This window comes from Paenibacillus marchantiophytorum, from assembly GCF_014640555.1.
Taxonomy (GTDB): Bacteria; Bacillota; Bacilli; order Paenibacillales; family NBRC-103111; genus Paenibacillus_E; species Paenibacillus_E marchantiophytorum.
This window is the reverse complement of the sequence record NZ_BMHE01000092.1, coordinates 1-12,312: the sequence shown is the minus strand read 5'-3', so window position 1 is coordinate 12,312 and position 12,312 is coordinate 1. Positions and strand designations below refer to the sequence as shown.

6 protein-coding genes and 1 pseudogene are annotated in these 12,312 nt (G+C 45.9%); all 7 read right to left on the bottom strand.

The window, feature by feature from the left end:
* Positions 1-1,665: 1,665 nt before the first annotated feature.
* Positions 1,666-1,885: pseudogene (locus IEY34_RS38220) on the bottom strand (transposase zinc-binding domain-containing protein); the annotation flags it as partial.
* A gap of 323 nt (positions 1,886-2,208) precedes the next feature.
* Positions 2,209-3,717, bottom strand: coding sequence for a response regulator (locus IEY34_RS35460; protein ID WP_189020881.1), 1,509 nt, complete (start codon positions 3,715-3,717; stop codon positions 2,209-2,211).
* On the bottom strand, positions 3,714-5,549 hold the full coding sequence (locus IEY34_RS35455; RefSeq protein WP_189020879.1) for a sensor histidine kinase: 1,836 nt from the start codon (positions 5,547-5,549) through the stop codon (positions 3,714-3,716). Before IEY34_RS35455 ends, IEY34_RS35460 begins: the two co-directional genes overlap by 4 nt.
* Before the next feature lie 139 nt (positions 5,550-5,688).
* Positions 5,689-6,507 (bottom strand): carbohydrate ABC transporter permease, encoded by an 819-nt coding sequence (locus tag IEY34_RS35450; RefSeq protein WP_189020878.1) that lies wholly within the window; start codon positions 6,505-6,507, stop codon positions 5,689-5,691.
* A gap of 1 nt (position 6,508) precedes the next feature.
* The gene (locus IEY34_RS35445; RefSeq protein WP_189020876.1) at positions 6,509-7,381 is read right to left on the bottom strand and encodes a carbohydrate ABC transporter permease; all 873 of its coding nucleotides are present in this window, start codon (positions 7,379-7,381) and stop codon (positions 6,509-6,511) included.
* Positions 7,382-7,439: 58 nt separating this feature from the next.
* Entirely contained in the window at positions 7,440-8,720 is a 1,281-nt protein-coding gene (locus tag IEY34_RS35440) for an ABC transporter substrate-binding protein (RefSeq protein ID WP_189020874.1), read from the bottom strand.
* 177 nt (positions 8,721-8,897) lie between these two features.
* Positions 8,898-11,705 (bottom strand): glycoside hydrolase family 78 protein, encoded by a 2,808-nt coding sequence (locus IEY34_RS35435; protein ID WP_189020872.1) that lies wholly within the window; start codon positions 11,703-11,705, stop codon positions 8,898-8,900.
* Between the last annotated feature and the right edge of the window lie 607 nt (positions 11,706-12,312).

Below are 12,312 nucleotides of genomic sequence, written 5' to 3'. Positions count from 1 at the left end.
TTTCGTTCACTGCCGTGTTACCGGAGCAGCGAGAAGTAATATACCATACTGAGTTTTTTAATGCAACTACTTTTTTTCGAGTTACTTTCGCCAGCCATCTTGCGGCCGGAGTTGTAATATAGCATGCATTCCAAACAAATTGCAACATATTAATTTTCCAAACTACATTGAATTTTTCAAAAGGAAAGTCCGCTTGTTTTGTTCAACTATCAATTGGACATCCCTTCCCTCTTATCGGATAGGCACATACTAGTTCCACAATTACTTTCAAACTCTCTCTTCTAGATAGATCGGAATCATAAACAAACCCTTCAATGTATTTGCGTTACTTGTTGATGAGAAACTCTTCTGTCTGTCTCCAGACTTTCCACGCTCATTTCGGCTCCCTTTACCGTTTGAAAGGTAGGAATGCTTACTTTGTAGATTCCACCACTACCACCATTGATTTTTACTGATTTCCTTGCCATCCATATTGAGCTTGCTATACACCTTTTCTATTAAAGTATGAACTTTCCTTCCTGTGCCGTCTGCTTTCATGTGGTTTCGTATCCTCCGCCAGCAAGTTCTAGGTCTTTCACATGGGGAACTTCTGTCCCTTGCCGCTTACTCGTGAAACTCATTCTAGTTTCGGTCAAGGGCTTCACGCATTCCATGTTCTTCGCCTAAACACACGAGGCTCGACACTCTCTTGTCCTTTTCAGCTCTTTTTTGACGAAGCGGCAGGATTCACTTCATGTTACGGCCTGCTGTCTTGCTCGCTCCCCTTGCAGGGATACTTTGTCACAGGGCTTCAACCTTAGTATCTCTCCACCAGTTGCCTGTCAGCTACGAGGCAACTTGGCTCTTACCTCGATTGAACTTTCATCAATTAGTTGTGCCTAGCTTGGCTAGGCGCGCTATGTTAAAAAAAGCGCCTTTGCCGCCCTAGAAATGAGTGTCTTCATAACGGTTTTCAGCAATATAGCGGCTCCTGTTCCCTCCCTCTGTTCCTAGCGTTTTTCTTGCATATACTCGCTCATTCGTAGGATTACATCATTCTTGAAGCAGGGTTCTCTAGAAGATAAGGAAGCTGTTTCTCTAAAATCATAAAGAGGGCATGCGGGAATAGAGGGCATGTTGTAAATTCCTTATTTTACCGTATATGCACGTTTGACTCCACGGTCTCTTTGGCGGTTTACCCTTTGGGCTTTGCAATGACAGAAAGCATCGTGTGAAAAGGAACTATGATCCGCTAAATGGCGGGAACTGGGGTAAAAGTAGCATGAAAAGGAACTGAGAACCGCTATTTAAGCGGAACCTGCTGATTTCAACCGGGAAATGGTGCAATAGCGGATCGTAGTTCCCTCTGGCATGGAATATGGCGGTTTTCGGAATTATAGCGCACTGTAGTTCCCTCTGGATCTCTATCATGACACATTTTCCTACAATCGCGGCTTGACGTTCCCTTATCTCCGCGCGATTGCAAAGCTAGAGGATCTCATTCTGCCAAATAGCTTGTTTATACCTCCAAACCAGCACCAATTCGAACACATAAGTACGTTCACAGCTACCTTGTTCTCATCGCATCGAACCCCTCCATCGTGATGGGGCCGCCTACAACCCTAGCCTGGAGACTGGCGTCAATCTCCAACATTTAAATTCTGGGCAGCTTCACTCACCCCAACCCAAAAACATGTCTCTTAGACCTTCTTCGATGGTCAAGATAACATGTCGATGGTTGACTTGACATACGTCCTCAGACAAGACACGGCTCTACTCTTCCGTTTCTCCGCATGAACACGTCGTGCAGAAACACTCCTTTGCACCAAAAAGGCACCACCTTAAGATCGTGGCACCCTTCACATGCGAGCAGCTTAAACCCTTTTTTCGGGTCTCCACAAACACGAGGCTCGACACTCTCTTGTCCTTTTCAGGTCTTTTTTGACGACGCGGCAGGATTCACTTCATGTTACGGCCTGCTACTTTGCTCGCTCCCTTGCAGGGATACTTTGTCACAGGGCTTCAACCTTAGGATCTCTCCACCAGTTGCCTGTCAGCTACGAGGCGACTTGGCTCTTACCCCGATTGAACTTTCATCAATTAGTTGTCCCTAGCTTGGCTTGGTGCGCTATTCTGATAAAAGCCTAGCGGAAGATCACCGCTAGGTCCTTTGCTGTGTTATGAGATACGTTCGTGTTTGGTTCCCATTCAGAAGGAACATCTTCTCGATTATTTGGATTGGATAGAGGGGATGACTTTTCTTGTCTTTTGATATTCAGACGGAGTAAAGCCCGTACACTTTTTGAATAGCTGACTAAAATATTTTGAATCTTCGTAACCGACACGAGCACCGACCTCCGTTACGCTTAGAGTACCCGTCTCCAGCAATTGTTTCGCTGTTTCCATCCGGATTCCAATAAGATATTCCATGTAATTCATCCCCAATTCGGCTTTAAACAACCGGGATAAATAACTGGTGCTGACATGATGCTCTTGAGCAAATTGATGAAGGGAGTCGACCTGCTCATAGGTATAACGCGCCTTAATCATCAGTTTAAACACGAGATCCCTTGGTTCCCTGCCTTCGCCGCCCAATTTCTCCGCAAGTGCCGCAAGCCGCTCTTCCATCCAATCCGCCAATTCCTGATAGGTCGTAATCCGCATCAACTTTTCGTTTATTTCGCTGATGTCGGCGATTTGATTCGATAAGCTTTGCGTCAACTTGAATTGAAGTGCCGTATACATATCGTTCACCAAGTGGCCGATCTCCTTGGCTGTTAATTGCAGCGTTTTGACTTGTGCCAATATTCGGTCGATATGCGTTCGGATTTGCCGGAAATCCTGTTTCGACATATGAATCTCCAGCAGTCTTACCAGCTCCCAGAGGGCGTTCATTTCTTTGACTTCTTTGCGAGATTCCGCAGCGTAGATCAGCGTACTTGCCTCCAGTTGGATATGCTGCTCTAGCAGCGTTATGGCTCGGCCGTAAGCAGTATTGGGGAGTTCGTACTCTTCTTTGAAGACAACGGCGGTTTGTACATGCAGTCCCGTTTCCAGATAAATATTATGCAATTTTTGTACGCAATCACGAAGGTATAAGCTGCCCTTTTGGCTAGCGCACGGAATTAACACGCATTTTTGGCGAACATCCGGATCAACAACATAAAAAGGATGAAAAAGCTCCACAGAAACCGACGGTATGAGGTGCTCATGCTCCGCCCATACATGTGGGGACTTTAGATTGCTCAGCACCGATACCATCATCATCCAGACGCCCGGCAGTATCTCTTGTTCTCCCTTTTCTTGATTCCTTCCGTTCAAAGCACGTACCAGTCTCCATTCCTCCACTTCCCGCTCATTTTTCTGATGATCGGAAATTTGTTCAAGCACGTTCCTCACGGAGTCGCACAGCGCTTTACGTTTCACGGGCTTTAAAAGATAGTCTTTCACGCCCAATTGCAAGCCGGTGCGAGCATATGCGAAATCATCAAACCCGCTTATGATAATTGCCTGAACAGAGGGAAGCATTTTTTTTAGTTCCCGTATTAATGCCAAGCCGTCTATTTCCGGCATTCGGATATCCGTCACAACCAAATCCGGAGGAAATCGCTCGGCCAGCTTCAGCCCCTCAACGCCATTTTCCGCGGTGTAGACAGCATGATCGGGTGCGAATGTTTTCAATATATACTCGAGTTCATCTAATGCAAACGGCTCATCTTCCACAACCAAGATATTCATAATCCCCGCTCCTTCTCATGCCCTACACTTGTCCAATACGGAACATGAAGGGATATCCTCGTCCCGACACCTTCCTCGCTTTCCACCCGAAGCCCGTAAGGAACACCGAACAACAGACGGATTCGTTTATGAATATTCAATAGTCCAATCCCCGATTTACTTTCCGGAACTTCATGGAAGGGAACATCGACGGCTTGAAAAATGTCGTTCAACAGCCGCACTTGCTGCCCCGACATTCCTACTCCCGTATCGGTCACCGAAATCTCGAGCTCCTGCCGCGCGTCTTCAGGATGAGAGCGAACATGGGCATGAAGCTCTATGGTGCATCCTTCCATCCGTTTTTCCAGACCGTGAATGATGGCGTTCTCCACTAAGGGCTGAATGGAGATTTTGACGACTTGGGCGTTCATCAACGTGCTAGGGACAAAAGCGTGATAGGACAACCGCTGCTGGAAGCGAGTTTGCTGGATACGAATGTAACTTTCTACATGGTCCATCTCTTGCGCCAGCATGACCGGTTTACTCCAGCCTTTCATGCTGTAACGAAATAATTCCGCCAAATCCTCGACAAGGTCCGCAACGTCGTGCGCTTCTTTTTTTCGGCTGAGCGCTTTCATAATATTCAATGTGTTAAACAGCATATGCGGATTAATCTGGGCTTGGAGCGCCATCACCTGCGCATCTTTTTCCCGGATATTCGACTGAAAAACCTGATTAATCATGCGATCCACACTTTCGAGCATCAGATTAAACACCCGGGATAAAAGTCCAATTTCATCTTGCTGTTCATTTGGAACCGCGCGCACCTTAAAATCACCCCGTTCCACCCGCTTCATGACCATGATCAGAGAGGACAAAGGACGAACGATGCTAACTGAAATCAAGTAAGAGGCGATTCCGACCAGAAGCAAGGTGACCGCTCCCAACAGAACAATCAGGTTTCGAATTTTAACGGATTGTTTCACGACTTCTGAATAAGGCGTAATCGCGATAATCATCCATTTGTTATATTTGGACAAGTTGGTTGAGTACAAGTAATCTTTACCGGACCAGAACACTTTCCCCTCTTTGTTCGCCAGTGCAGCCGCTAACTCTCCTGGCAATTGCTGCCCCGTCAAGCTGCTCTGGCTGTCGAACATCACATGCTCCTGCGAATCGAGAAGCATGTAGCGCAAAGGCAAATCATTTTTATCCTTCCGAAAGACGGCATTAAACAATATAGACTTCATGACTTGCACATGTAAATCGATTTTTAGATAGCCTAGTTTTTTCCCGGTTGTAATGTCGTGAATGGAGCGTATCAGTGAAAATACTTGCTCTGGATTTATAGTAGCCGTCGATTCTGGACCGGTCGGCCAATAGAAGATGGACGGCTCGCGTTCTGTGCTAATTAACGAATACCAAGGCTCTTGTCGAATACTGTATTCAAAGGGCATACTCGATCCTTTGGACATATTGAAAGTCCGACCATCCTCGGCGAATAGGTACACGCCCTGAATATACGGCCATGGATACGTGAATTGAATCAAACGGTACGACATTTCATTACTATCGTACTGCGCACCGAAATCAGGATTAGGGGCCCGCATAACGCGTTGAATGATAGGGTCGCTAAAAATGGAAAGAGACAGTCGCTCCATGTCCTGAATGTATAAATCGATCGTTGTTGACATCTGCGTGATCGAAGTATTTACGAGGTCCAATGTCCGGTTCTTGTTTTCACGGGTTGTCAACACGTAAGTCAACCATGCCAGAATAAATAGAGTCACAGAAAACAACATAATAAAAGTAACTGCTATTTTGGTTTTCAACCGCCTATTTTTCCAATTCACCCACAAATCCCCCATCGTGCTCTCATGTTGTCAACTATTCGTTATGATGTTCTCCCTGACCCCTTGTAAAGCAGCCACTTGGTCTAGAATACCGCAATTGCCAAAGGCTGAATACTCCTTGATCGTTTCCTTCTCCAAATTATCCTTTTATTGCGCCGCTGGCGATCCCTTGAATGAAATGTTTTTGCATGGATAAAAAAAGTAAAATAAGCGGAAGCGAGCCGATGACCACAGCAGCGAAAATTAACACCCAATTGTTGGTATATTCACTAGTAAACGTGTACAACGACAACGGCACATTTCGCATCGTTTTATTTTGCAAAAAGAGCATCGGAATAAAAAAATCATTCCAGATAAATAAACTATTGATAATGACAACGGTGGAAGTGATGGGTTTAATCAACGGAAATAGGATTTGCCAGAACGTCCGGAATGGACCACATCCGTCGATCTGGGCTGATTCTTCCAACTCACGCGGCACTGTTTTAAAAAAAGAGACGTATAAGAAGACCGCAAACGAAATTCCCATCGCGGTGTATATAAAAATGGCTCCCGAATATTTCCCTATCAGATGAAGTGTGTTCAGCAATTTGTATAAAGGAATCATTGCAAGCTGAAACGGCACCATAATTCCCGCAAGGAAATACACATAAAGCATATTAGACCATTTGTCGTTTCGTCGTGATATCCGATAAGCCGCCATGGAACTAAACAGGATGATCATGATAACTGAAACACTGGTAATTAGAACACTGTTCATAAACGATTGTCCCAAATTTGCCTGCTTCCAGGCTGTCCAATAATTCGAGAGTTGGATGGAACTTGGCCATTTCAATGGACCGTACTGCAGATCGGAAGGCGCTTTCACTGACATGGTGACCACGAGATAAAACGGGATGAACACGATAAAGGCCCAAAAACCAAGCACCAAAGGCAGAAAAACACGCTCTATTCTCATATCAGTATTGCACCTCCCTTTTCCGAAGGAGGGTAACCTGAATAAGCGAGAAAATCAAAATCATAACAAACATCAAGATCGCAATGGCATTGGCATAGCCCATCCGGTTCAAAGCGAACGCTTGCCGATAAAGCATAAGTGCTAGATTCTCCGTAGACCCTCCAGGTCCCCCGTTGGTCATTATAAAAATGATGTCGAAGAGCTTGAGGCCGACAATCATCGTAACCACCATATTCACGGTAAAAGCGGGGGCAATGAGCGGGAACGTAATGTTTTTGAAGCGGCTAAGCGCCCCCGCGCCATCGATGTTTGAGGCCTCATACATGTCACGCGGAATCGATTGCAGCCCCGCCACATAAATAATCATGCTAAAGGCGACCCATTGCCAAATATTGGCGAAGATCACGCTGTAAATAGCCAGTTTACTGTTGCCCAGCCAATCCTGCGTCCAACCGGAAAGGCCAATGAATTCAAGCATCGTATTGATAACGCCGGAGAGCGGATTATACATGTAACTCCAAATATATCCGATCGCTAGCGGGCTTAGCAGTGCCGGAAGCAAGTACCATACCCGCAATATGCGGTAAATCCAACCGGTCCCTTGGAGACCAAGCGCCAACAGAAGGCCGATTCCATTTTGCAGCACGGTCACCAGAACAGCAATAATAAACGTATTGTAGAGGCTGCTCCACACATCCTGATCATGAAACATCTTATAAAAGTTGTCCAACCCGACGAATTCCGCCGTTGAACTTAGTCCGTTCCAATCCGTCAAGCTGTAATAAAAACTGCTGAGTACTGGGTAAACCAAAAACAATGTAAAAACTATGAACGCCGGTAGCAGGAAGGTTCCCTCGATGCCGATTCGTTTCATTCTTTCCCCTCCTTAGATACAGGGCGCAAATGCTTCCATTTGCGCCCGCCGACATGTGCTAATTTTTCGTTCCTTCCTTGAAGGCTTTGTCCATTTTGGCCAGTACGTCTGGTATTTTCGCTCCGGCAAAGACATCTTGAATGCCTACAAACATTTGCGGCTGCACGGTTGCCGGCCAGTTTTGATCCAGAAATGCGTAAGTGCCAACCTTTAGGCTTGGCTGGATTTCCATAAGCGCGGGATCCAAATTCGTTACAACGTCATTGAAGACGGAAAAGGCTTGCATTGTGTCCACGATCGTCTTCATATTCTCCTGCAAAGCCACAAAATCTAAATACTTCTTCACTTCCTCAGGATGCTTGGTTTTCGCGTAACCTCCTGCTAAAACTGCCGGTCCGGTAGAGACCCATACAGGTTCTCCTTGTTTCACATAGGGCAAAGGAAACATGCCCAGACCTATCTGAGGATTAGCTGCTTTAATCGCTGGCACAACGGCATTAAGACTGACTGTCATCGCAACTTTTCCTGAGCTCATCAATTGGACTACCTGGTCGTTCGCTGTCCCGAGTGTTCCTTTATTGATAAAGCCCTTCTTGTCCAGATCCAAATAGTCCGTCATCATTTGTTCCCATGGCGATCCCACGAACGTTTGTTTTCCTTCATACATACTTTGATCGAAATTAGGGTTATCCCGATAGATGACCGAAGCCGCCATTGCATAAGGGATTAGCTGCGTAACGAATTGGTCCTTCAAGCCAAGCCCGATTGGTATAAGTCCCGCGTCTTTAATTTTTTGAGCTGTTTGAAGAAAAGCTTGCCAATCCTTTGGAATTTCCAAACCAAGGTCTTTAAATATTTGTTTATTGTAAATAACGCCAATGACATTTTGGCTGCGCGGTAGTGCATACACTTTGCCATCCGTGCTCGCTGATCGAACTACTCCGGGGGTCAACCTGCTGATCCAAGGACGATCACTCAAATCCATCAAGTACCCTGCTTTCACGAACGAATCCTTCTTGGTTCCCGCAAACACTGTGAATATATCGGGACCATCGCCCGAAGCTAGTTTCGTCTTGATAACGGTTTCAAATTGATCGACAGGAGCCCCTTCATAATCAATTTTGATATTGGGGTACTTTTCTTCGAACCTGCGATTGATTTCTTCCAGATTCATTTTTGTATTATTCACCAAATACATTTTTAATGTTACGACCGGATCCGGTTTCTTGGAAGAACTTCCTCCAGTTGCTTCGTTTTTGCCTTCTGCGCCACAGCCGGCTAACATAAGCATCATAGCTAAACAACAAGCCGTAAAACCAATTTTTTTTCGATTACGCATCTTTATAACCTCCCTTTATTTTTGGAACTCTGTTTATTATAAATGACCTTCTATATCAACTCCCCCTGTTACATTGCTCAATTAGGGGGGACAATTTTTCTTAATCTTTCATATACCAAACCAGTAGTTCCAAGATCAAACAGGCTCACGCCGCTATTGCAACGTATCACTTCCCTTTCAGAGGGAACGCGTATATTCAAACAAATAACTTCCATTGCCGACCTCTATTACAACCGCCGAGTTCTCTTGCTTAATCGAAAGCAATCCTATCATTTTTTGTACAGGGTTGCCACTTTCTTGGACTTCTGACAACAAGGCTCCCGGAAGATAAATGGTAGCCGTGGTATTCGCCGGAATAGTCACTGCTTGCACAACATGCCCGCCCATGAGCTTCCACTGAGAAGCAATCGGACCGTACACGGATTCATACCTTGCTCCAGCATGGGTCAGACCGCAATCAATGGCAGGATGAATAACAATGTTCTTATAGCCCGCCTCATCTTTATTCACTCCTGCAATCCACCTATACAACCAATCACCCACACAACCAAACGCATAATGATTGTACGAAACATTCGTTACTTTGCCGTTTGGCATGATCGCCTGCCAGGCTTCCCAAATGGTTGTGGCGCCTTTCTCGACTTCATACAACCACGAAGGACACTCCGTTTGATAGAGCAGCTTGTAAGCGATGTCGCTTCGGCCGTTATCGCAAAGCACATCCAATAAAAATGGCACCGACAGGAAACCCGTATCCAGACGATAGCTATTGGCTTCAATCAGATGGACTAGTTGATTCAGCACTTTATCACGAGCATCGTCCGGAATCATATGCATTTGTAGAGCGAGCACGTAAATGCCTTGGAAGTGAGCTTTCAACCTGCCATTTTCGTCCATGTATTCGTCGGCAAACGCTTTTTGCACTTTACAGCTCAGATCAACATAACGCTTCGCATCCGTATCTTTGCCCAGCAGTTGGGCGATTTTGGCCAATAATTCAGTTGAATAGGCATAAAAACACGTGGCGACCAGCTCTTTAGTGGCAAATGAGCTTTTCATCATGTCTACACTATCTCCGCCTATACTGATTCCCAAGCTGGGAATCAGCCAATCGCCAAAATGGAAACCGGTGTTCCACAAGTAGGATTGCCGTTCCCTAAGCTCTCCGGTCAGGGGAATACCTTCTTCCTCGGGCATATAATTCGAAGCCGATTTTTCGATATAAGCTACCCAATTGACCATCATCTCGTAATTTTCCTTTAGTACTCGTACATCGCCATAATTATTGTAGAGTACCCAAGGCACAATTATACAAGCGTCTCCCCAACCCGCGGAAGAATCGGTCGACATCAGCTCAGCGAGCAACGCGTACCCCTTCAGATAAGGTACGACAATCGGCACCTGTCCATCTTCCCTCTGTTCAACAGCGACATTACGCAGCCAGCGCGTAAGGAAGGCATTGACATCCATATTAAAACATGCCGTCGGAGCGAACACTTGAATGTCCCCTGTCCATCCCGCGCGTTCGCGCTGGGGGCAATCCGTTGGAATAGAGAGCATGTTCCCTCGTTGACTCCATTGAATATTGGCCTGCAATCGGTTGATTCGTTCATCCGAGCATACAAAATCTCCTGTCATTCCTAAATCAGATGAAAGTACAATACCGAGAAAATCATTCACATTAATTGTTCCTGGATACCCGGTTACTTTGACATAGCGGAATCCGTGGAAGGTGAAGCGCGGTTCATAGACCTCATCATCCCCTCCTTTAAGCACATAAACATCCTTCTGATCTTTAAATCTTCCTATAATATTGTTTAGAAAGTTACCCTGCTCGTCCAATACCTCGCTGTGTTCTAACGTAATCGTTGTGCCTGCGGCTCCACGAACTCGCATTCGTACTCTTCCGGCAATAACTTGTCCGAGATCGATTAGAATCTCGCCCTTGGGTGTGATTAACAGACGGATTGGCTTGACATCCATGACAACCCTAACTGGTTCTCCGTAAGCCGCAATCAAACAACTCCTATCATGCTGCACTTCATGGACAGCGCTCCAACAACTGTCATCATAGGCAGGTAAGCTCCAATCCAGCTTCTCCAGACGTGCGTCGTATCTTTCGCCAATGAAGAGATCGGAATAAACAAGCGGTCCTGTGGAGGACACGAACTGTTTATCCGTGATGACGGTTTGTCTGCTGCCGTCCTCGTATTCAATTTCCATCTGCATGAGCAGCGCTTGTCGGTTGCCGTACTGGCAGTTATCGCCCATCAGCCCCACTCTCCCCGCATACCAACCATCCGCCAGAATCGCCCCGATCACATTGTCGCCTGCGGTTAGCAGCCCTGTCACATCATAGGTCTGATATTGCAAATAACGGTCATAAGCGGTCATTTCGGGGGCTAATTCCTGATCGCCGACACGTTTCCCGTTAAGCTCCAGCTCATATATACCATGGGCTGTGGCATAAATACGCGCACGTCTGATACCCTCTCCTGCCGAAAACCGTTTGCGAAGCATCTGGCAAGGATGGAGATTTTCATAGAAGGTCGGCACTGAGCCCTTGGCCCTATCGTAGAAATTCATCTGCTGTTCTTCGATAACAGGGCTCTGTTCCGGCTCGATCCATTTGGCCTCCCAGTCCGCAGGGCTAAGCAGACCCATTTCCCAGTAAGCCGTTTCACTCCATGACGAGACATTGCCTCGTTCGTCCCATACCCGAACCATCCAATAATAACGTTGCCTGGAACATAAAGCGGGGCCGTCATACTCATAGTTAACAGAACTGTTGGACTCAATCTTTCCTGTATCCCATAACGTGCCGGCAGAGTGAAAAAAGATAATCTGGTATCCAGTTTGCCATACATTCCTCCGTGATGCATGCAGAACCCAACTGAAGCGGGGAGAAACAATATCCATGCCTATTGGGTTAGTCATATACTCACACTTTACATTTCTAACTTCCACTTCACGTGTCACTGTCATTGTGCAACCTCCAGAATAATGTCTGATTGATCAATTATAATGGGGACGCTGATAGGATGACTTCGGGGGTTTTTGACTGGATAGGGGGGACAAATTTCCTTTTTGAAATTTAGTGATCAGAATAAAACGGCATCTATCCGAAAATATTTGGTTCTCTCAACTTTATAGAGGGATTCCGCGTGAGATGTCCTTCTTCAAATGCAAAACGAAAAAGGGAACGTACAAATCGAATTCGATGACCTAAACTACTAGGTTTTAATCTCTCTGATACCCTACAGCTTCATACAACTTCCACAAATCCTTCAAATTCATAATCAAAACCCTCCCAAGTTTTGTTAACTCTAGTTTTACTAGAAAAAGGTTGTCCGGCACGAGAATTTTGGGGATGCCTCCAAAATGAGAAAAGGCGTTAACATGGGCAGAAATCCAGCTTTCTTGATTCTGCGATAGGAAACCCTCTACATAAGCATATTGGCTACATGGAAGTGCGGCGACAAAGATGTATACGGGAGTATTTCCCCCGTATCTCGGTCCACTAAAGAAGCGGTCTGAGCGGCCCAGTCGACTTCCATTTGCTCACCTGGCTTACGCTGAATATGCATCGTGG